This window comes from Streptomyces sp. JJ66 (assembly GCF_019303495.1).
Classification (GTDB): Bacteria; Actinomycetota; Actinomycetes; order Streptomycetales; family Streptomycetaceae; genus Streptomyces.
In genome coordinates, this window is sequence record NZ_JAEVFI010000025.1 from 42,491 (window position 1) to 63,012 (window position 20,522).

General features: G+C 73.5%; 14 protein-coding genes. 1 reads left to right on the forward strand and 13 read right to left on the reverse strand.

Annotated elements, in window-relative coordinates:
• Positions 1 to 3: 3 nt before the first annotated feature.
• The 11 genes from JJV70_RS17450 to JJV70_RS17500 form a co-directional block, all read right to left on the reverse strand.
• Positions 4 to 966: a fatty acid desaturase gene (locus JJV70_RS17450; protein WP_219048936.1), complete on the reverse strand. Its 963-nt coding sequence runs from the start codon at positions 964 to 966 to the stop codon at positions 4 to 6.
• Complete coding sequence (locus tag JJV70_RS17455; RefSeq protein ID WP_219048937.1) at positions 963 to 1,178, reverse strand: MbtH family protein; 216 nt, start codon at positions 1,176 to 1,178, stop codon at positions 963 to 965. The genes JJV70_RS17450 and JJV70_RS17455 overlap by 4 nt, the downstream gene beginning before the upstream one ends.
• A 268-nt stretch (positions 1,179 to 1,446) precedes the next feature.
• Positions 1,447 to 2,820, reverse strand: coding sequence for an MFS transporter (locus JJV70_RS17460; RefSeq protein ID WP_219048938.1), 1,374 nt, complete (start codon positions 2,818 to 2,820; stop codon positions 1,447 to 1,449).
• 48 nt (positions 2,821 to 2,868) lie between these two features.
• Complete coding sequence (locus JJV70_RS17465; protein ID WP_219048939.1) at positions 2,869 to 4,098, reverse strand: cytochrome P450; 1,230 nt, start codon at positions 4,096 to 4,098, stop codon at positions 2,869 to 2,871.
• 82 nt (positions 4,099 to 4,180) lie between these two features.
• The gene (locus JJV70_RS17470) at positions 4,181 to 4,936 is read right to left on the reverse strand and encodes an aspartyl/asparaginyl beta-hydroxylase domain-containing protein (RefSeq protein ID WP_219048940.1); all 756 of its coding nucleotides are present in this window, start codon (positions 4,934 to 4,936) and stop codon (positions 4,181 to 4,183) included.
• Positions 4,933 to 8,364: a non-ribosomal peptide synthetase gene (locus JJV70_RS17475; RefSeq protein ID WP_219048941.1), complete on the reverse strand. Its 3,432-nt coding sequence runs from the start codon at positions 8,362 to 8,364 to the stop codon at positions 4,933 to 4,935. Before JJV70_RS17475 ends, JJV70_RS17470 begins: the two co-directional genes overlap by 4 nt.
• An 8-nt stretch (positions 8,365 to 8,372) precedes the next feature.
• A complete protein-coding gene (locus JJV70_RS17480) occupies positions 8,373 to 11,606 on the reverse strand; it encodes a non-ribosomal peptide synthetase (RefSeq protein ID WP_219048942.1) in 3,234 nt (1,077 codons plus the stop codon).
• A 76-nt stretch (positions 11,607 to 11,682) separates the two neighbouring features.
• Complete coding sequence (locus JJV70_RS17485) at positions 11,683 to 14,874, reverse strand: non-ribosomal peptide synthetase (protein ID WP_219048943.1); 3,192 nt, start codon at positions 14,872 to 14,874, stop codon at positions 11,683 to 11,685.
• A 114-nt stretch (positions 14,875 to 14,988) separates the two neighbouring features.
• Complete coding sequence (locus JJV70_RS17490; protein ID WP_219048944.1) at positions 14,989 to 15,546, reverse strand: DUF2087 domain-containing protein; 558 nt, start codon at positions 15,544 to 15,546, stop codon at positions 14,989 to 14,991.
• Positions 15,455 to 16,918, reverse strand: coding sequence for a helix-turn-helix domain-containing protein (locus tag JJV70_RS17495; RefSeq protein ID WP_219048945.1), 1,464 nt, complete (start codon positions 16,916 to 16,918; stop codon positions 15,455 to 15,457). Before JJV70_RS17495 ends, JJV70_RS17490 begins: the two co-directional genes overlap by 92 nt.
• Positions 16,915 to 18,057, reverse strand: a complete 1,143-nt coding sequence (locus tag JJV70_RS17500; RefSeq protein WP_308294874.1) for a M18 family aminopeptidase — start codon at positions 18,055 to 18,057, stop codon at positions 16,915 to 16,917. The genes JJV70_RS17495 and JJV70_RS17500 overlap by 4 nt, the downstream gene beginning before the upstream one ends.
• Positions 18,058 to 18,569: 512 nt before the next feature.
• On the opposite strand from JJV70_RS17500, the gene JJV70_RS17505 reads away from it, so the two are divergent.
• Positions 18,570 to 19,400, forward strand: coding sequence for a LuxR C-terminal-related transcriptional regulator (locus JJV70_RS17505; RefSeq protein ID WP_308294875.1), 831 nt, complete (start codon positions 18,570 to 18,572; stop codon positions 19,398 to 19,400).
• Here JJV70_RS17505 and JJV70_RS23290 read toward each other — a convergent pair.
• Entirely contained in the window at positions 19,337 to 20,173 is an 837-nt protein-coding gene (locus tag JJV70_RS23290; RefSeq protein ID WP_306823482.1) for a 4'-phosphopantetheinyl transferase superfamily protein, read from the reverse strand. The two genes, JJV70_RS17505 and JJV70_RS23290, sit on opposite strands and share 64 nt — an antisense overlap.
• A partial coding sequence (locus tag JJV70_RS17515; RefSeq protein WP_219048948.1) for a phosphopantetheine-binding protein occupies positions 20,170 to 20,522 on the reverse strand: 353 nt, incomplete at its 5' end. The genes JJV70_RS17515 and JJV70_RS23290, both read right to left, overlap by 4 nt.

Here is a 20,522-nt window from a genome sequence, read left to right on the forward strand (position 1 = left end):
GCGTCAGCGGGCGCGGTGGGCCGGCGTCTCGATCTCGACGCCCGACTGGCCCCTGTCCAGCACCTCGCGGAACACCTGGCCGTAGAACGCCCAGTAGCTGTGCTCCACGAACTTGGCGAACCGCTTCACCTCGTCGTGGCGCTCGTGCAGGCGGTTGATGGGGACGGTCATGGCCGCGTGGTGCTCCACGTGCAGGTTGTTGCCGTTGGTGTACCAGGTGCTGAACCAGCTCCCGCTGATCGAGCGGGTGTTGCGCAGCACGTCGGTGGTGTCGTTGTCGCAGCGGATGTGCTCGGGCAGCTCGACGAGGAAGTGCAGCGGGACGGCCACCAGCAGCAGCGGCGCCACCCACAGCCACAGCATCAGCTCCGCGTACCCGGCGACGGCCGCGCCGACGGCGGCCAGCACGACCAGGGTGATGAAGCGGTGCTCGTTCATGCTGTCCCTGCGGATCCGCTCCGATATCTGCCCGCCGTCGTACTGCCAGGTGCCGCGCCAGCTCTTCCAGCAGTCCACCGCGACGCCCACCAGGCGCCCGTAGTCGAAGAGGCCCCGCAGTAGCACCTTGACGGTCAGCGGCTGCCGGGTGTCGAAGCCGAAGAACTCGGAGTCCTGGTCGGTGCCGAGGTAGCGGTGGTGCTGGAGGTGGCGCGCCCGGTAGTGGCTGTACGAGACGAACAGCGGGGTGCCGAGGACCACGCCGACGGCCCGGTGCCGGCTCGACTTCAGGAACGCCGAGTGATGCAGGCACTGGTGCTGGAGCTCCACCATGTGCGTGTACAGCGCGCCGAGGACGACGACGCCCGCCGCGATGCCCCACGCTGCGCCGGTGAGGACGAGGGTGGTGCCGGCGGCGAACAGCACCATGACGACGGCCAGCTTGAGCAGGAAGGTGGCCTGGTCGCGGGGGGTGACACGATCCCGCTGGAACAGCAGCCGCGGTTCCGCGACGGTCTCGGTGCTCATCGGGCCGCCAGTTCGTGCCGCACCAGGCTCGCCGGGCGCAGGTCCGTCCAGTTCGCCTCCACGTGGTCGAGGCAGTGCTGCCGGGTGTCCGGGCCGAAGGTGATGGTCCAGCCCGCCGGCACGGCGCGGTTCTCGGGCCACAGGGAGTGCTGGTTCTCGTCGTTCACGAGAACCAGGAAGGTGCCGTTCTCGTTGTCGAAGGGGTTCGCCATGTCAGGTTCCATTTCGGGAGTCGGGAAGGGGATTTCGGGGTCTGGGGTTCCAGGGTTCTGGGATTCCGCGATTCCGGGCGGCTTTTCCCTCGGAGACTAGTGGCCTCCAATTCCGGGGAGCGGCATGCCGACGGGCAGCTCGGCGGTACTTCTACGGCAGTTTCGTATCCGCCTCGAGCTCAGCGGATGCCCTGGTCGGGGCAGACGGAACGGGCGGTGGGCACGGGAATGAATTCCCGTGCCCACCGCCCGTTGAAGAATGGACCGATTACGCCGAAACGGAATCCTTCGAAACGGAATCCTCGCCGTCGGATTCCGCGGCCGCGGAATCTTCCGGCAGGTCGCGCATGCGCCGCAGCGGCGAGAAGACCACCCACAGGGCGGCGCTCCACGTGCCCAGGACACAGATCCACATGGCGGGCCGCAGGCCGAGCTGGCTGCCGAGCAGACCGCCGGTGAGCGCGCCCAGCGGGATGACGCCGTAACAGATCCACAGGAACGCGGCGTTGACGCGCCCCATCATCTGGGTCGGGGTGATCCGCTGCTGGTAGGAGGTGGCGGCCACGTTGTATAGGACGGCGTTGGCCGAGAAGGCGGCCAGGCCGAGGCCGTACAGCAGGATGCCCCAGGCGCCGGTCGGGGCGAGCGGCATCAGCAGGTAGAGCGGGCCCGGGACGGCCATGGCCATCCAGATCACCCGGGCGGTGCCGATCCGGCGGGAGATCCGGTTGGTGAACGCGCCGATCACCAGGCCGCCCAGGGCGCTGATGCTGAAGACCAAGCCGACCATCCAGGAGGAGGCGCCCAACTCGCGCAGCAGGAACGTGACCTCGATGGAGCTGCTCGCCATCACGAAGAAGTTCGAGGTGGTGGTGCAGGCGAGGATCTTCCGCAGGATGGGCTGCCGGCGGATGAAGGCGATGCCCTCGACGGTCTCGACGCGGAGCGGCAGCTTCTCTTCCTTCTCCTTCTCGTCGGCATCCTTCGGGCGCGGCTGCTCGCGGATCAGCCACAGGGTGAGGGCGCTTATCAGGAAGGCGGTCGCGTTGGTGAAGAAGGTCTTGGTGGCGCCGATCAGGCCGATCAGCAGGCCGCTGAGGGTGGGGCCGACGAGCTCGGCGGCGTCCTGGCTCATCACCAGTTTCGCGTTGCCGTCGACGAGTTGGTCGGGGTCGACGAGGCGGGGCAGCTGCGCCTGGTAGGCGACCTTGAAGAGCACGGTGAGTACGCCGGACAGGCCGACGACCGTGTAGAGGTACCACAGGCGCAGGTCCCAGACCATGGCGACGACGGGAAGCGAGCCCATCAGCACCATCCGGCCGAGGTCGCAGCCGATCATCAGCCGGCGCTGGTCGAACCGGTCGGCGAGGAGGCCGGCGGGCAGCGAGAAGATGAGGTAGGGCAGCCAGGCGAGGAAGGTCAGCAGCGAGACCTGGAAGACGCTCGCGTGCAGGACGCTCGCGGCAAGCAGCGGCACCGCCACGCTCGATATTCGGGAGCCCAGCTCGGCGACGCTCTGGCCGCTCCACAGCAGCAGGAAGTTCCGGCTGCGCCACAGCGGGGCGGGCCCGCCGCCCTTCTCGGGTGCGGACCCGTCGGGGGTCTCGTCCGTCTCCACCGGACGGACCTGTTGTTGTGTCACTGGATCACCTTACGTAGCGGATGGATCGATTCGGGCGGAGCGGAACGGTCACGCGGCGCCCAGCCGCACCCGCAGGTGCTTGAAGCCGCTGATGACGGTGGAGGCGAGGCGCGCCGGGGGCTCGATCAGCTCGGCGGAGCCGACCCGCGCGCAGAGCTCGTCGAGGAAGAGCCGCAGCTCCATCGTGGCGAGGGCGGCGCCCAGGCAGTAGTGCGGGCCGGAGCCCAGCGCCAGGTGGGGGTTGTGGGCGCGGCCGATGTCGAAGGTGTCGGGGGCGTCGAAGACGCGGCCGTCGCGGTTGGCGGAGAAGTGCCAGATCGCGACCTCCTGGCCGGCCTTGATGACCCGGCCGTGGAGCTCGACGTCCCGTTCGGCCCGGCGGAGCACGTGCTTGCTGGGCGAGACGTAGCGCAGCACCTCCTCGACCGCCGGGTCGAGGAGGGAGCGGTCGGCGCGCAGCCGCTGCCACTGGTCGGGGTGGTCGGTGAAGGCGAGGAGCGCACCGACGGCGCCGTGCCGGGTGGTCTCGTTGCCTCCGAGCAGGAGCAGGTCGAAGAAGAGCATCGCATCCTCCTCGGTGAGCTTCCCGGCGTTCTGGGCCTCCACCAGGCGGGTGACGATGTCGTCGCGGGGCGAGGTATGCCGCTGGTCCATCAGGTCCTGGCAGTACAGCAGGAGTTGGGCGTGGGCCAGAGCGGCGCTGGCGCGGGCGCTGGGGGCCTTCTGGAGGTCCTGGTCGGCGGAGCCGAAGGCGGCGGTGGTGAGCTCCAGCAGCAGCGACCAGTCCGCTTGGGGGACGCCGAGCAGGGCGGCGATCGAGGCGACGGGGAGCAGTGCGACGGTGTCGACGAAGTCGACCTCGCCCTTCTCCAGGGCCTCGTCGAGGGAGCCGGTGATCAGCGAGCGGAGGTAGGGCTCCAGTTTGGCGATGGCGCGCGGGGTGAAGGACTTGTTGACCATGCGGCGGAGTTCGCCGTGGCGGGCCCCGTCGGTGTGGGTGAGCATCCGGCCGGAGCCGTCGTCGCCGGTCCAGCGCTGCGGGCCGAGGGTGTTGGTGCCGGTGGAGGCGAAGGTGACGCTGTCCTTCTGGACCGCCATGCAGTCCTCGTAGCGGGTCACAGACCAGAAGCCGGGCTCGGTGCCCTCCGGGTTCCACCACAGCGGCTCGTGGTCGCGCAGGTGTCGGAAGACCCGCTCGTAGCCGGAGGTCGCGTAGAAGGCCGGGTCGGCGAGGTCGACGTGGTCGAGGACGGATCGGGCCGGGTTGAGGACCGACATGGGGGTCTCCTGAGGGGGCGGCCCGCGGGAGGGGCGGCGGGCGGGAGCGGCAAGGTGGGTTGGGTGGTGGGGACGCCCCCGGTCAGCCGGCCATCATCTTCTGGATCTCGGTCATCAGGAGGGTGAGGGCCTCGCGCTCGGGCAGGGTGGTGTCCGGGTGCCACAGGTCGGCCAGCAGGCAGGTGCGGGTGCGGTCCCCGTCGTTCCACGCCTCGTGCTCGAAGGAGTAGTCGAAGAGCAGGGTCCGGCCCTCCTCCCAGCGGCGGGTCTCCTCGGCGACCCGGATCCCGGCGCCCTCGGGGATGTCGATGGCGAGGTGGAGGTTGATGCTGAAGTTCCACAGGTCGCAGTGCGGCTTGATGGCCGCGCCGGGCAGCAGCGTCGAGAAGTGTGACTCCAGGAGCGGGCAGATCACGCCGGTGTCGACGGCGTGCTCCGCGAGGACGCGGTAGGCGGTCGGCGCGACCGGCTCGGACTCCTCGACGAGGGCGCCGTCCCGGTAGAGGTAGAGGGCCTGCCAGTTCCGCTGCCGTACGAGGTAGTGCTCGTAGTCCGAGAAGCTCGCGCGGCGCTCCTCCCACGCCTGCCCCTGCTCGGCCTTGATGCGCGGGTGGTTCTCCTCCAGGGCCCGGACCAGCGGGAGCAGTTCGGGGTAGGCGTACGGGTCGTGCCACGGGGTCTGGGGGATGCCGGGCAGCACCCACTTCGCGGCCTGCTGGAGGGGGTGGCGCTGCTCGCTGCGGCGGCGGGGCTCCAGCATCTCCTCGACCCGGGCGAGGGCGTCGCGGCCGTGCTCGGCCTTGATCCGGTCGAAATGGTCGTCGATCTCGGGGGTCATCGTGCGTCTCCTGTCACGTGCGAGGGGGTCGGGGCGGCGGCGCGCTCCCAGGCGTCGGGGTCCATGTCCCGTTCCGCGAAGGCCCGGTCGAGCAGCGCGTTCATCTCGTCGACGGTCGGGCACTCGAAGACCATGCAGACGCCCATGTCCAGCCCGAAGGCGGCGTTGATGCGCCGGATCAGCGGGATGGCGAGCAGAGAGTGGCCGCCAAGGGCGAAGAAGTCGTCGTCGAGGCCGATCCCTGGAGCGCCGAGGACCTCCTCGTAGAGCGAGCAGAGGAAGCGTTCGCGGCGGGTGGCCGGGGGGCGGCCGCCGGCGCGGGCCCCGAAGACGGGGGCGGGCAGCGCCTTGCGGTCCAGCTTCCCGCTGGCGTTGAGCGGGAACGCGTCCAGGGCGATCAGGGTGCGGGGGATCATGGATTCGGGCAGCGTGCGGGCGAGTTCGGCGCGGATCGCGTCGGGGTCGGTGCCGCCGAGGTGGTAGCCGACCAGCACGTTCCCGTCCGGGCCCGCGGCGGCGGTGACGACCGCCCCGAGGACGCCGGGGACAGAGCGCAGGGCGTGCTCGATCTCGCCGAGTTCGACGCGCCGGCCGCGGATCTTCACCTGGTGGTCGAGGCGGCCCAGGTACTCGAGCCGGCCGTCCCGGCGGTGCCGGACGAGGTCGCCGGTGCGGTACATCCGGGCGCCGGGCTCGGCGGCCCAGGGGTCGGCGACGAACGTGGTGGCGGTGCGGGCCGGGTCGCCGAGGTAGCCGGCGCCGACGACGATCCCGCCGATCCACAGCTCGCCGGCGATGCCGGTGGGCGTCCATTCCAGGTCGTCACCGAGGACGTAGAGGCGGGCGCCGGGGGCGGGGGTGCCGATCGGGGTGCGGGCGTCGGTGGGCAGGGTGTCGGTGGTGATCGTGGTACGGGCCACGATGTCGGAGCACTCGGTGGGCCCGTAGCAGTTGACGAGGGGGATCCGCGGGTAGCGGGCGGCCCAGCGGCGGCACAGGTCGGCGGGGAGGGCCTCGCCGACGGTGGCGATCCGGCGCAGGGCGAGCTCGGGGGCGGCGGCGACGCCGGTGTCCCATTCGTCGAGGGCGGTCTGCAGGACGCTCGGCACCACCTGCATCACCTCGACGCGGTCGGCGCCGGCCAGCTCGAAGAGGGCGCAGGGGTCGCGGACCCAGTCCTCGGCGACGGCGCGGACGGTGCCGCCGGAGACCAGCGGGGCGAACATCTGCCACAGGGAGATGTCGAAGGTGAGCGGGGCGCTGTGGGCCACGAGGGTGCCGACGCCGATCCCGGTCGCCTCGGCCTGGTTGCGGCAGTTGATGAGCAGGCCGCGGTGGTACACGACGGCGCCCTTGGGGCGGCCGGTGGAGCCGGAGGTGAACAGTACGTAGGCGGGGTCGTCGGGGCCGGTGCGGACGGGCAGCGGGGTCCGGTCGGTGGTCTCGGCGGCGGTCCCGGCGGTGGTCTCGGGGGTGGTCCCGTGGGCGGCGGGGACGACCAAGACCTCCGGCGGGTCCGCGTGGTCGGCGGCGAGGGCGCGGGCGGCCTCCTCGTGGGCCGCGTCGGCCAGCAGGAAGCGGACCCCGGCGTCGGCGAGCACGTTCCGGTTGCGTTCGTGCGGGGCGGCCGGGTCGAGCGGCAGGTATACGGCGCCGAGGCCGGTGATGCCGAGGATCCCGGAGATCACGGCGGCGCCACGGGCAGCGAGCACGGCGACGACACATCCGCGGTCGGCGCCGGCGGCGGCGAGGGCGCGGCTGGCAGCGTCGGCGCGGGCCACCAGGCCGGCGTAGTCGGTGGCGCCGTCCACGTCGTCGACGACGGCGGGGGCGTCGGGGCGGGTCAGGGCGTGGGCGCGGACGGCCTCGATCACCGTGGGGTACGGGGTCGGCTCGGGGTCGGTGAAGCAGGCCAGGAGAGCGTTCCGTTCCTCGTCGGTGGCGAGCGGGATCCGGGCGACGGGGATCTCCGGGTGCTCGACGGCTGTGGTCAGCAGCCGCAGCAGCCAGTCCCGCAGCCGTTCGGCGGTCTCGCTGTCGAAGAGGTCGGTGGCGTGGCTGAGGTGGGCGGTGAGGGTGCCGCCGCGTTCGGGGGCGGCGGTCTCCACGAAGTCCCAGGCCAGGTCGAAGCGGGCGGTGTCGGTGCCGACGGGCAGGAGGGTAGTGGTGAGCCCGGCCATGGGGACCTCGGCCTCGGTCTCCTCGCCGTTGTGCAGCTTGACCATGACCTGGAAGAGCGGGTGCCGGGAGCGGACCCGGTGCGGGTTGAGGGCCTCGACGAGCCGCTCGAAGGGCAGGTCCTGGTGGTCGTAGGCGGCCAGGCTGGTCACGCGGACGCGTTCGACGAGTTCGAGGAAGGTGGGGGCGCCGGAGAGGTCGGCGCGCAGCACCAGGGTGTTGACGAACATGCCGACGAGGTCGTCGAGGGCCTCGTCGGTGCGGCCGGCGACGGCGGTGCCGAGCGGGATGTCGGTGCCGGCGCCGGTGCGGGAGAGCACGGCGGCGACGGCTGCCTGGAGGACCATGAAGAGGGAGGCGCCGGTGCGGCGGGCGATCTCGGAGAGGCCCGCGTGCAGCTCGGCGGGGATGGTGAAGTCGAGGACGCCGCCGCCGTGTCCGGGGACGGCCGGGCGGACCCGGTCGCAGGGCAGGGCCAGTTCGTCGGGGAGTCCGACGAGGGTCTCGCGCCAGTGGGCGAGCTGCTGGCTCGCGCGGGAGTCGGGGTCGTCCTCGGAGCCGAGCAGGTCCCGCTGCCAGAGCGCGTAGTCGGCGTACTGGACGGGCAGCGGTTCCCAGCCGGGGGCGCGGCCGGCGTGGCGGGCGTCGTAGGCGGCGCCGAGGTCCCGCAGCAGCGGGGTCATCGACCAGCCGTCGCAGACGACGTGGTGCATGACCAGGGCGAGCAGGTGCCGGTCGGCGGCCTCCCGGACGAGGAAGGCGCGCAGCGGTACGTCGGTGTCGAGGTCGAAGGGCCGCTCGAACTCGGCCCGCAGCTCTTCGGCGGGCAGCGGGCGGAGCGCGATGCCGGATCCGGCGGTGGTGAGGATCCGCTGGTGGGGGATGCCGTCGGTCTCGCCGAGTACGGTGCGCAGGCTCTCGTGCCGCTCCACGAGGTCGTGAAGGGCGGCGGCGAGAGCGGCTTCGTCGAGGGCGCCGTCCAGCCGGATCAGGACCTGCACGTTGTAGGAGGCGTTGGGGCCCTCCAGCCGGTTGAGGAACCAGAGCCGCTGTTGGGCGAAGGAGACGGGGCAGGTTTCCGCCGTCTCGGCCTGGGTCGGGGTGTCCGCCGTCTCCGTCTGGGTCGGGATCGCGGTGGTGGTCGTGGTGGCGGCCTCGGCGGGGATCGCGGTGGTGGTCGTGGTGGGGGTCCCAGTGGGGATCCCGGCGGCGGCCTCGGCGGGGATCGCGGTCGCGGTCGTGGTGGTCATCGGCGGGTTCACCCCTGGGGCCGGCGGCGGCCGAGTCGGGGGCGGGCGGGGGCGGCCGCGGGCACGTCACGGTCGAGGGCGGCCAGCAGCCCGGCGACGGTCGGCGCCTCGAAGACCAGGCGGATCGGCACGTCGAGGCCGAGGGCGGAGCGGAGCCGGACGACGAGCCGGGTGGCCATCAGGGAGTGGCCGCCGAAGGCGAAGAAGTCGTCGTCAAGGGAGACCTCGGGGACGCCGAGGAGTTCGGCGAAGAGGGCGGCGACGGTCCTCTCGCGGTCGGTGGCCGGGGGGCGGCCGGTGGAGAGGGCGGTGAGGTCGGGCACCGGCAGGCCCCGCCGGTCGAGTTTGCCGTTGGGGGTCAGCGGCAGGGCGTCGAGGGTGACGAACGCGGCGGGCACCATGTACTCGGGCAGGGTGCGGGCGAGTTCCGCCCGGAGGGCCGGGTGGTGGGCGGAGCCATCGGCGGTGGGGACCACGTAGCCCACCAGCCGCTTGTCGCCCGGGGTGTCCTCGCGGACGATCACGGCGGCGGCGCGCACACCGGGCAGGGCCCGCAGGGCGTGCTCGATCTCGCCGGGTTCGATCCGGTGGCCGCGTACCTTGACCTGGTGGTCGCGGCGGCCGAGGTACTCGAGTTGGCCGTCGCGGCGGCGCCGGACGAGGTCGCCGGTGCGGTACATCCGGGCGCCGGGCTCCTCCGCCCACGGGTCGGCGACGAACGTGGCGGCGGTGCGACGGGGGTCGCCAAGGTAGCCGCCGCCGACGACGACGCCGCCGATCCACAGCTCGCCGGGGATGCCGGTGGGCGTCAAGGCGAGCCGGTCGTCGAGGACGAGGAGGCGGCTGCCGCGGACGGGCCGGCCGATGGGGGTGCGGGAACCGGCGGGCAGGCTGTCGGCGGTGATCACGGCTTGGGTGACGTCGTCCGAGCACTCGGTGGGCCCGTAGCAGTTGACCAGCGGGATCGCCGGGTGGCGGGCGGCCCAGCGGCGGCACAGGTCGGCCGGGAGGGCCTCCCCGGTCACGGCCAGGCAGCGCAGCGCGAGGGCGGGGGTCTCGCCGGTGTGGTCCCACTCGTCGAGGGCCGCGTGCAGCAGGCTGGGAACGACCTGGGTGACGTCGACGCGCTCGTCGGCGACGAGCCGAAACAGGGCCCGGGGGTCGCGGACGGTCTCGTCGGGCAGGGCGCGGACGGTGCCGCCGAAGATCAGCGGGACGAACATCTGCCAGACGGAGATGTCGAAGGTGAGGGGGGCGGTGGAGGTGACGGTCAGCGGGCCGTCGATGCCCATGGCCTCGGCCTCGGAGAGCAGGTTGTTGACCATGCCCCGGCGGTGTACGAGGGCGCCCTTGGGCTTTCCGGTGGAGCCGGAGGTGAAGATGACGTAGGCGGGGTCGTTGGGTCCGCCGGCGACGGAGGCGAGGTCGTCCGGGGCGTCGGCCTCCTCGCGGATGACGAGGACGCGGATCGGCCGGTCGGCGGCCTCGGCCAGGGCGCGGGCGGTGTCGGCGTGGGCCGCGTCGGCCAGCAGGTGCCGGCAGTCGGCGTCGTCGAGCAGGGCGAGGGTGCGGGCCGCCGGGGCCTTGGGGTCGAGCGGCAGGTAGACGCCGCCGGCGGCGGTGATGCCGAGGAAGCCGGCGATGACGGGGGCGCCGCGGTGGGCCAGGACGGGCACGATGGTGCCGCCGGTGACGCCGACGTCGGCGAGGGTGCGGGTGAGCCGGCTCGCGCGGCCGACGAGGGTCCGGTAGTCGGTGCGGCCGGTGGTGTCGACGACGGCGACGGCGTCCGGGCGGGCGGCGGCGTGCGCGCGGACCCGTTCGACGATGCCGTGCTCCAGGTCAGGGTGCGGGGGCCGGAAGTCGGAGAGGAGGGCCCGTCGTTCGGCGTCGTCCACGAGGGGGATGTCGGAGAGCGGGCGGGCGGGGTCGGCGACGACGGCGGCGAGCAGCCGGACCAGGCGGGTTGCGAGGTCCTCGGCGGTCTCCCGGTCGAAGAGGTCGGTGGCGTGGCTCAGGTGGAGGGTGAGGGAGGCGGGGCGGCCGTCGGCGCCGCTCGTCTCCACGAAGTCCCAGGCCAGGTCGGATTTGGCGGTGGGGGTCTGGAGGACGTCGACGGCGGCGGTGAGGCCGGTCAGGCGCAGTGGGGACTCGTGGCCGTCGTGGAGTTCGACGGCGACCTGGAAGAGGGGGTGCCGGGCCCGGGAGCGTACGGGGTTGAGCTCCTCGACGATCCGGTCGAAGGGCAGTTCCTGGTGGGCGAGGGCGCCGAAGCCGACGTCGGTGACCCGCTGGACCAGGTCGAGGAAGGACGGGTTGCCGGAGAGGTCGGCACGCAGCACCTGGGTGTTGACGAACATGCCGACGAGGTCGTCGAGGGCCTCGTCGGTGCGGCCGGCGACGGCGGTGCCGAGCGGGATGTCGGTGCCCGCGCCGAGTCGGGAGAGCAGGGCGGCGACGGCGGCCTGGGCGACGGTGAAGAGGGTGCCGCGGCTCTGCCGGGCTATGGCCCGCAGTCCGGTGTGGAGTTCGGGGGCGATGGTCCGGGTGACGACGGCGCCGCGGCCGCTCGCCACCGGGGGCCGGACCCGGTCGGTGGGCAGCTCCAGCTCCTCGGGGGCGCCGGCGAGGGCCTCGCGCCAGTACCCGAGTTGGCCGGCGAGCAGGCCGTTCGGGTCGTCGCCGTCGGCGAGGAGGTCGCGCTGCCAGAGGGTGTAGTCGGAGTAGCGGACGGGCAGCGGCTCCCAGTCGGGGGCGTACCCGGCGTGGCGGGCGTCGTAGGCGGCGGCGAGGTCCCGCAGCAGTGGGGCGAAGGACCAGCCGTCGCACACGATGTGGTGCATGACGAGGGCCAGGACGTGGGCGTCCGGCCCGGTGCGCACCAGGAAGGCGCGCACCGGGAGGTCCCCGTCGAGGTCGAAGGGCTGCTCGGCGAGTTCCCGCAGCAGGGCCTCGGCCCGCTCCGGGTCGGTTTCGAGGTGCTTGAGCACGAAGCCGCTGCCGCGGACGGACAGCACCCGCTGGACGGGCTCGCCGTCGCGCTCGCCGAGGACGGTGCGCAGCGGCTCGTGCCGCTCCCGTACGTCGGCGAGGGCCGCCTCCAGGGCGGGGGCGTCCAGGGGCCCGTCCAGTCGGACCAGCACCGGCACGTTGTACGCGGCGCTCGTGGGGTCCAGCCGGTTGAGGAACCACAGCCCGCGCTGGGCGTACGACACCGGGAATTCGCTCGTGCTCTCGCTCACCACTACCACTCGACTCTCTTCGGGGATCAACCGGCGATCGGCCGGATCGGACGGGACCGGCCATCGCGCGGGACGTTCAGGACGACCGGCGGACCAGTCGGGGACGGGCGGCGGCGTCGGCCGGGCCCTGCTCCTGGAGGCTCGCGACGACGCCGGCCACGGTCGGGTCGCCGAACAGCTTCAGCAGGTTGACCTCGACGCCGAGGACCGTCCGGATCCGGTTGACCAGGCGGGTGGCGAGCAGGGAGTGGCCGCCGAGTTCGAAGAAGTTGTCGTCGAGCGAGACCGTGTCGATCTTGAGGGTCTCGGCGAAGAGTTCCGCGATCTCGCGTTCCCGCTTCGTGCGCGGGGCGCGGCCGGTGGAGACGGAGCCGTAGTCGGGGACGGGCAGGGCGCGCCGGTCCAGCTTGGCGTTGCGGGTCAGCGGCAGGTTCTCCATGGGGACGAACGCGGCCGGGGCCATGTAATCGGGCAGGACCGCGCCGAGGGCGGTCCGCAGGGCGGTGACGTCGAGGCCGGCACCCTTGGCGGGGACGACGTAGGCGACGAGGCGCTTGTCGCCGGGGGTGTCCTCGCGGACGATCACGGCCGCGTCGGCGATCTCCTCGCGGGCCCGGATCACGGTCTGGATCTCGGCGGGCTCGATCCGGAAGCCGCGCAGTTTGACCTGGTCGTCGGAGCGGCCGGAGAAGATCAGGAAGCCCTCGGGCGTCCAGCGGGCCAGGTCGCCGCTGCGGTACATGAGTTCGCCGGGGGCGCCGAAGGGGCTGGCGACGAACCGGGAGGCGGTGGTGCCGGGGCGGCCGATGTAGCCGCGGCCCAGGTTGGCGCCGGCCAGGTACAGCTCGCCGAGGACGCCGGGCGGGACGGGGTTGAGGTGCTCGTCGAGGACGTGGACGCGGGTGTTGTGGACGGGCCGGCCGATGGTGGAGGTGTCGTGCTCGGGCAGGGCGCAGCCGGACGCCTCGACGCAGAACTCGCTGGGGCCGTAGTAGTTGAAGACCCGGGTGCTGGGCGCGCGGCGCAGCTCCTGCCAGAGCGGCTCCGGTACGGCCTCGCCGCCGAGCATCAGGGTGGTCGGGACGTGCTCGCCGGTCAGCAGCCCCTCGGCGAGGAGTTGCTGGGCGTAGCTGGGGGTGACGTCGAGCTGGTCGACGCGGTGCCGGCGCAGGTAGGCCACCATGTGGGCCGGGTCGCGGCGGGTGTGCTCGTCGAGCAGGTGCAGCTCGTGGCCGGCGATCATCGCCAGCACGCCCTCCCACGAGGTGTCGAAGGCGAGGGAGGCGGAGAGGGCGACCCGGCGGCGGTCCGCGTCGCCGGTGGGGGAGGGGAAGGTGACGCCGGTGTGGAAGGTCCACAGGTTGGTCAGCGCCCGGTGCAGGACGGTGACGCCCTTGGGGCGGCCGGTGGAGCCCGAGGTGTAGATGACGTAGGCGGCGTGGTCGAGGAGGAGCGGGACGGCCCGGTCGGTGTCGGTCGGGTCGTGGTCCGGGACCCCGGCCGGGTCGAGGTCGGTGACGAGGGCGGGGAGGCCGGCGGGGCTGCTGAGCCGGGTGACGGTCTCGTAGGTGGTGACGAGGACGGCGGGGCGGGCGTCGGCGAGGATGCCGGTGATCCGCTCGGCGGGGTTCTGCGGGTCGATGGGGGTGTAGACGCCGCCGGCCTTGCCGACCGCGAGCCAGGCCACGACGGCGTCGGCGGTGCGGGGCAAGGCGACGGCCACCAGCCGGTCGGCGCGGACGCCGAGCGCGATCAGGTGGTGGGCGAGCCGGTTGACCCGGGTGTTGAGCTCGGCGAAGGTCAGGCTCGTCGCACCGGCCACCAGGGCGGTCGCGTCGGGGGTGGCGGCGGCCCGCTCCTCGAAGAGGGTGGTGACGGTCTTCTCGGGGAGCTCGTGCCCGGTCTCGGTCCAGGCGGTCAGCAGCTCGCGCTCGCGCGGGGCGAGGACGTCGATGTCGGCGAGCGGCCGGTCGGGGGCCGCGACGACCGCGTCGAGGAACCGGATGAAGCGCTCCACCAGAGAGGCGGCGGTGGCCTCGTCGAAGAGTTCGGTGGCGTACTCGAGGGAGCCCGCGAAGCCGGCCGGGGTGCCGTCGGCGGAGGTCCGCTCCCACAGCGAGAACGACAGGTCGAACTTGGCGACGGCCGTCTTCAGCAGCTCGACGCGGGTCTCCACGCCGGGCAGGTCCAGGGTCAGCTCGCCGGCGTGCAGGTCGAGCCCGATCTGGAAGAGGGGGTGCTTGGCCCGGGAGCGGACCGGGTTGAGCTCCTCGACGATCCGCTCGAAGGGGACGTCCTGGTGGGTGAAGGCGTCCAGGCCGGTCTCGCGGACCCGGCGGACCAGCTCGGTGAAGTCGGGGTCGCCGCTCAGGTCGGTGCGCAGCACCTGGGTGTTGACGAAGAAGCCGACGAGGTCGTCGAGGGCCTTGTCGGTGCGGCCGGCGATCGGGGTGCCGATCGGGATGTCGGTGCCGGCGCCGAGCCGGGACAGCAGGCCCGCGACCGCCGCCTGCACCACCATGAACGGGGTGCTCCCGGTGGCGCGGGCGATCTCCAGCAGACCCGCGTGGGTGCCGGCCGGCACGTCGAAGGCGATCTCCTTGCCCTGGTAGTCGGCGACGGCCGGGCGGACCCGGTCGTACGGCAGGTCGAGCTCCTCGGGGAGGTCGGCGAGGGCCTCGCGCCAGTGCGCCAGCTGCGCGTTGAGGAGGCTCGCCGGGTCGCTCTCGGAGCCGAGCAGGTCGCGCTGCCACAGGGTGTAGTCGGTGTACTGGACGGGCAGCGGCTCCCAGTCGGGGGCGCGGTCGGCGGCGCGGGCCGCATAGGCGGCGCCGAGGTCCCGCAGCAGCGGGGTCATCGACCAGCCGTCACACACGACGTGGTGCATGACGAGGGCGAGGACGTGCTCGTCGGGGGCGACGGCGAACAGCCGGGCCCGGACCGGGAGGTCGCCGTCGAGGTCGAAGGGCTCCTCGACGGTCTCGCGGATCTGCTTGTCGAGCCGCCCCTCGTCGGAGGGGACGAGCTCCAGTTCCAGACCGGTCTCGGCGGCGGCCAGGACCCGCTGGTGGGGCTCGCCGTCGGTCTCGCCGAAGACGGTCCGCAGCGACTCGTGGCGCTCGACGACGTCAAAGACGGCCGCCCTCAGCGCGTCGGTGTCGAGGGGACCGGTCATCCGCGCGACGACCGGCACGTTGTAGGTGGGGCTCGGGCCCTCCAGCCGGTTGAAGAACCACAGGCGCTGCTGCGCGAATGACAACGGGAACACGTTCACCACTCCAGACAAGGGGATTCGACTTTGCGCCGGCGCCCGACGCTATGCGCGCGGGCGGAGGCCCCTTCGGCACTCGAAGCGGCAACAAGGCGGCAGTTGGGGCGGGGCTCAGGAGGCGGTCTCGGCCTCGGGGCGCAGCCAGTAGTGGCCGTCCGCCCGGTCGAGGACGTCCAGCTCGATGAGGTAGCGGCGGATGGCCACGTGGTCGGTGCCGGATCCCTCGCTCCAGGCGCGCAGGATGTCGTTGACGGCCCGCTCGGGGTAGCGCTCGCCGGGCCGGAAGGACCGGTGGGCCAGGTGGGCCAGGACCGTGCGGCGGCGGACGAGCTGGGAGGGGATGCCGAGCAGGCGGTCGCCGTCGACGAAGGTCCGCAGCAGGGACTCCGTGCGCTCGTCGCCGGTGCCGTGGTCGGTGACGGTCCGTTCGGCGCCGGCGGCGGAGCGCAGGACCTCCTTGAACCGGCCGGTGGCAGCCCTGAGTTCGCCGCCGTCGTCGACGACGAGGCCGCCGCCGGTGAGTTTGCGCAGGGCGAGGGCCACGTCCTTGGCCTTCGCGCCGGTGGCGGACGCGATCTCAGGCGGCGTTGCCGCGCCCAGCACGATCGCCGAGAAGACCCGCAACCTGGTCTCGTCCGCGAGCAGTCCTGCCAAAGCCTGTGCCGTCACTGTGCCGTTCCTCGGTTCGCTCGGTGTGGTGGATGTGGTCGATGGGTTCGATGTGGGGCGTACGCGCCCGTAGGGAGGCCCGCACGATGTGGAGCACCCCGAAGACGACGAGGTGCGCGGAGGGCAGCCGGCGGATCAGGCCGCGCCGCAGGAAGCAGTCGACGGCGCTCGCCACCTCGGCCCGCCCGGTTCCGGCGGCGGTGACGACCTGCTCCATCGTCCAGGGGGCGTCCCAGTCGGCTAGTCGGCACAGCAGGGCGCGGCGGGCCGGGGAGAGATCCTCCAGGGCGTCGTCGAGGGCCTCGGTGACCCAGTCGGCGCCGGGGCCGGCGTCGGCGGGCCCGGCGGCCACGTGGGGTTCGACGCGGGCCAGCCGCGTGATCTCCGCCGGGGAGCACAGCGGCAGCCAGGAGGCGGCGGCCTCCAAGGCGCGGGGCAGGCCGTCGAGGCGGGCGCACAGCTCCAGCAGGGGGCCGACGTTGCCCGCGTCGAGCCGGAAGTCCGGTTGCAGGTCGGTGATCCGGTCGACGAGGACGCGCAGCGCCGGGTCGGCGAGGGCGCCGCGCAGGTCGTCGACGGCGGTCAGGGCCGGGGTGGGCAGCGGGCGCAGGGCGATCCGGAAGTCGGCGGGCTGCGGCCCGGGCACCCGCGAGGTCTCCAGGACCCGCAGGTTGCGGCAGCCGGCCAGGAGGGCCTCCAGGGTGTCGCGGGCGACCTCGGCCCGGTCGTTGCCGTCGACGACGAGCAGGACGGGCCGGTCGCCGATGAGGCGGGCGGCCTCGCCGGTCGCGGCCCCGTTGCGGGTGAGCAGGCCCTCCAGCCAGACCACCGGGGGGACGGTCAGGTCGTCGGGGACCCGGCGGTCGACGGGGTCGACCAGTCGGCGCACGGAGAGCCAGAGGGTGGGCAGGCCGCCGGCGCCGGTGGGGCCGGGCCGCTCGGGAGCGCCCAGGGCGTGGGCGACGGCCAAGGCCAGCCGCGTCTTGCCGACGCCGGCGAGGCCGCCGATGCCGACGTACCGGCCGTCGGGTCCGGTCAACCGGTCGAGCAGCAGCTCCAGTTCGGCGTCCCGGCCGTGGGGGCGGCGGACGGCGAGGGCCGGCAGCGCGGGCAGGTCGAGGAAGGCGGTGTCGTCCGCCTCCAGCCCGGCCGCCAGTTGCAGGGCGGCGCGCTGGGCGCCGCCCAGGCGCAGGGCGTCCACGAGGAGCCGGACGGTCTCCCGGCGGGGGTTGCGCGCCTGCCCCAGTTCGAGGTTCCGGATGGCCCGCACACTGACCGTGGAGAATCCGGAGAGTTCGGTCTGGGTGAGTCGGGCGCGTCTGCGGTACTGCTGCAGGAGCTCTCCGAAGCGCGTGGTGTCGCTGGTCGTCACGGTGCCGTTTCCTCTCTGTCGTCTACGTCGTCGGCGGTGGCGAACGCGGTGAGCGCGCGGGTGAGCAGCCACACGTCGGTGGTCCCGCACAGGGCGCGCGCGGCGTGTGGCGAGAGCCCGGCGATCCCCACGTCGAGGACGGGGACGCCGAGGCGGTCCGCGATCGCCGCGCTGCTCCCCAGGGCGCAGCGCGCGGCGCCGGTCGGCGCGGTCCGCTGCCAGGGCACGCCGGCCCGTTCGCAGGCCGCGAGGAAGCCGGTCGAGGTGACGGCGGGTCCGCCGCCCGGCAGCGGTCGGTCGTCGCCGTGGTCGGGCTCGTCCGGATGGGCGGCCGCCGTCAGGTCGAGGGCGACGGCCAGCGCCCCGGTCGGGGCGCGACCGGTGGCCCGGTGGAGGGTCCGGCCGAGCGGCGGGACGCCCGCGGGCCCGTGCGCGACCAGGACCGGCACGACCGGCCCGGCGGGGTCCGGGCCGTACCGGGCCGCCTCCGCCAGCGCGGTCAACGCGGCGTGCAGGGCGACCAGGTTGTCCAGCCGGGGACCCACGAGGAACTCGCGGTCGGCGCCGAGCCGGACGGGCGGCTGCACGTCGTGGAGCGTCAGCTCCCAGTCGCGCACCTCGTAGAAGTCCACGTCGGCGTCGGCCGTGATCCGGGAGAGCAGCCCGTCGGGTTGGGCACCCCCCAGCCCCCACAGGGGGTCCCCGGCCCCCCGGTGCGGCAGCCGGACCAGCGGCTCGTCGGAGCCGACCAGCCGGCTGCTGCCGTCGATCAGGGTGATCCGGCCGGAGATCCCGAGGTCGCGGTCGGTCCAGCCGGCGATCGGGACGGGGCCGTGGGGTGCGACGCGGATCCGGCGCCAGCCGGCGCTCGCGCCGTCCGGTTCGGGTCGGACCCGCAGGCCCGCCGCGTCGGTGTGCGCGGTCAGGATCCGCAGGGGCGTCCCCGGCGGAGTGCCCGGCGCGGTGTACCAGGCGATGAGGGTGTCGGCCCCGGAGAGGTACCGCCCCCCGGCGGCCTCCCCCGGGAACTCCTGCTCGTGGACTGCCCGGAAGCCGGACCGCTCCAGTCGGCGGACCCCCTCGGCGACCGTGTGCCACGGCGACGGACAGTCCTGGATGAATGTGATCAGGTCATCCACGTGATCGCCGCGGGATCCGGTCACCGGCCGCGCCGCGCGGACCGGCGCAGTGATCACGGCTGGGTCAGGCGAGGCGTGGGGGAACCCCATGCGGAGTCGGCGAGAACGTGTCCGACCTGCATGGATTCGTCATTCTGGAGGGCTGGTACGGCAATGGCGGCCAGGCTCAGAACGGCGACGGCGGTGACGAAACGGATGACTCGGGTGCGCATCTTCCCTCTTCCCCTCAAGCGCGAACGGCGGTTTTCCGCCTGCACGCAGATCCTTCCCGAGCGGAAGACGGCGCCCCAGAGGTGGAGAAGCCCGCAAATGTAACCTGCATATTTGTGAACCTCGACCAATCCCCTCAGTATTCGCACAAATGCGACATATCTCGGGCCGGCGCACCCTGTGCGGACGCGCTCGCGCAGTACCGACGGGCGCTCGGCACGGGGACCTTGGCCGCTTCCGAGGTGTCGCCGTGTCTGTGGGAGCTGCACCTCGTCGCCGAATTGCCAGATTTTCCGGAATTGGTGCGTTTGATTCCGCCGGAGATCGCCGCACACGCCGTGCTGCGGCCCTTGGAGGACGCCTTTCTGGCGCGCGGCCAGGAGATCGATTCCACGAAGGCGGTGTTCTCCGCGTTCACCGAGGTGTGGGCGCGGGCCCGCCGGGACGAGGAATCCCCGCTCACCTATCTCGACGGGGGCGAGCTGATCAGCCGGGCCCTGCGGATGGCCGTCGACGCGTGCGAGACCGAGCTGCTCACCGCGCAGCCGGGCGGGAGCCGGGCGCCGCACCTCCTCCAGGAGGCCCTGGAGCGGGACCTGCGGCTGCTCGGCCGGGGGGTGCGGCAGCGCACGATCTACCAGCACACCGTCCGGTCGCACCAGCCGACGATGTCGTACATCGAGCAGATCGGGAACGCGGGCGCCGAGGTCCGCACCCTCACCGAGGTCTTCGACCGCATGATCATCTGCGATCGGAAGGTCGCCTTCATCCCCGTCACGGTGCCCCGGGCCTCCTCTGCCCTCCAGGTCCGCGACCCCGGCCTGGTCCGCTTCCTGGCGCAGTTCTTCGACAACGCCTGGGACCGCTCGACCCCCATCGTGGACGGCGGCTCACCGCTCCGCTCCCCCACCGTCACCTCCGACATCCAGCGGGCCATCCTGCGGGCCGTCGTCGGCGGGGAGACCGACGACTCCATCGCCCGCCGGCTGGGCATGAGCCGGCGCAGCGTCGCCGAGCATGTCCGCCGGATCTCGGTACAGCTGGGCAGCAACAGCCGGGCCCAACTCGGCTATCTCCTGGCCACCTCCGGACTCCTGGAGGACCCGGAGGAGGAGACCACGGCCGTCCTCTGAGCGGACCTGCTCCGGGTTCCGGCCGGGCCGGCGGTCGCGGACCCGCTCTGGGTCCCGGCCGGGTCGGCGGTCGTCGTGCGGGCGACCGCCGCCGCGAAACCGGCGGGCACCGCCACATCCGCCACCGACCACCTGGCCGGCGCAGCCGGCACCGGCCCCGTCCCCAGGTAGTCCAGCGCCGGGTCCCGCGCCAGCCCCACACCGAGTCCCTTCAGGTACGCCTCCTTGCGGACCCACAGCCGGGCGAAGGACGCGGCCCGCTCTGCCTCGGGCCCGGCCGTCTCCCGGGGGTGCAGCCGCCCCGCAAGCTCGGCCACCACCGCCGGTTCGGGCACGGCCTCCACGTCCACGCCGACCGGCGCCGCCCCGAAGGCCAGCAGCGCCAGGTCACCGCTGTGCGACAACGAGAACCACAGGCCCGAGTCGGGCGCGACCGGCCGCCCGTCCGAGCCGCCGCAGACGGCGCACGGCTCCCGCTCCAGCCGCACGGCGGCGGGCGCCACCCCCTGCCGGGCACCGAGCAGCAGTCGCAGCGCCACATGCGCCGTCACCCAGCAGCGACGGTCCTCCTCCCGCCGGAAGGCGGCGGCCCGCCGCTGCTCCCCTGCGTCCAGTACGGTCCGGGCCAGCCGCAGCGCGGCCGCACCCAGCTGCCGGGCGTCCACCAGCCAGAGCGAGCCCGGGCCGGCGGGCTCGGCGCGGACGGGGTCCGCGCCGAGCGCCGGCCGACCGGGCACGAGCGGCGTCACACCGCTCATCCGCACACCGCTCATCCGTCGGTCCCCACCGGTCCCGCCGCCGAGCGGGCCACGGGCCGGGGCCGCAGCGCCGGACGGGCCCGCCCACCGGCCGGCGCGCTGTCCAGGTGCGCGACCAGACCGGCGACCGTGGGCCGCTCGAACAGGGCACGCAGGCCCAGCTCCACGCCGAGCGCGGCGCGGACGCCGCTGATCAGCCGGGTGGCGAGCAGCGAGTGCCCGCCCAGCTCGAAGAAGTTGTTGTCGACCGAGACCGACGCCACCCCCAGCACCTCGCCGAAGAGCTCGCACAGAGCCTTCTCCCGGGGGGTGCGCGGGGCCCGGCCGGTGCCGGCGAGGGCGGCGAAGTCGGGGGCGGGCAGGG

What these genes read in the sequence shown, in the direction of transcription:
- JJV70_RS17450 (WP_219048936.1), bottom strand. Translation starts at nt 966, where the DNA reads ATGAGCACCGAGACCGTCGCGGAACCGCGGCTGCTGTTCCAGCGGGAT.
- JJV70_RS17455 (WP_219048937.1), bottom strand. Translation starts at nt 1,178, where the DNA reads ATGGCGAACCCCTTCGACAACGAGAACGGCACCTTCCTGGTTCTCGTG.
- JJV70_RS17465 (WP_219048939.1), bottom strand. Translation starts at nt 4,098, where the DNA reads ATGTCGGTCCTCAACCCGGCCCGATCCGTCCTCGACCACGTCGACCTC.
- JJV70_RS17470 (WP_219048940.1), bottom strand. Translation starts at nt 4,936, where the DNA reads ATGACCCCCGAGATCGACGACCATTTCGACCGGATCAAGGCCGAGCAC.
- JJV70_RS17475 (WP_219048941.1), bottom strand. Translation starts at nt 8,364, where the DNA reads ATGACCACCACGACCGCGACCGCGATCCCCGCCGAGGCCGCCGCCGGG.
- JJV70_RS23290 (WP_306823482.1), bottom strand. Translation starts at nt 20,173, where the DNA reads ATGAGCGGTGTGCGGATGAGCGGTGTGACGCCGCTCGTGCCCGGTCGG.